Genomic DNA, 843 nt, shown 5'->3' on the forward strand with positions numbered 1-843 from the left:
GTACTGACATTGTTTAATGCTGCAATTAAATTAAAAAAAATGAATAGATCGATTCAAAATCCCTCTAATACTATTGCACTAATCCTAAAATGGGAAAGGCTTATTTTAACATGAAAATGATGTTATTCCATATACTTAGTTTAAACCATTATTAAAGGGGGAATTGGTTCATGAATCAACAAACCTTAATATTGGATTTAGATGACACCTTAATACACTGTAATAAATATTTTGTAGAATCTAGAAACCGATTTGCAAATGTGATGAAGAAATGGTTTAAATCACTTACCAAACAAGAGATTCTCGAAATGCAATCAGATATTGATATAAAAGGTGTTGAAAAAAACGGCTTGCATTCTTCCTTATATACGCAATCGTTAGTGGCAACTTATCGCTATTTTTGCGAAAGATTTGGAAGAAAAATGAAGAGTTCTGAATTAAATGAAGTTGAAAAAATTGGTCAAAGCGTTTTCCAAAGAAAGGTGAAACCATTTCCATATATGTACGAAATCCTTGATACCATACAAGCAGACGGTCATCAATTATGTCTATTTACGGGTGGAGATGAATCAAACCAGTGGAGAAAAATTAATCAATTAAGATTAACGGATTATTTCGAGGACAAAATCTATATTTTTGAACATAAAAACACAGATGCACTGCAACAGGTATTTAACAAAATAAACACAGATAAAAAGAATACCTGGATGATTGGAAATTCACTCAAAAGTGATATCAAGCCGGCGATTGAACTTGGTATCAATGCGATCCATATCCCAGCAGAGATTGAGTGGAGTTACAATATTGTTGATATCGAGATTGAGCCTAGCGGAACGTATGCTC

1 protein-coding gene is annotated in these 843 nt (G+C 32.5%); it reads left to right on the forward strand.

Annotation, left to right across the window (positions count from 1 at the left end):
• Window positions 1-170: 170 nt before the first annotated feature.
• On the forward strand, window positions 171-843 hold a 673-nt coding region (locus tag V7137_RS17830), incomplete at its 3' end, for an HAD family hydrolase (protein WP_335699335.1).

The sequence above is a fragment of the Neobacillus drentensis genome (assembly GCF_036962765.1).
Classification (GTDB): domain Bacteria; phylum Bacillota; class Bacilli; order Bacillales; family Cytobacillaceae; genus Neobacillus; species Neobacillus drentensis_C.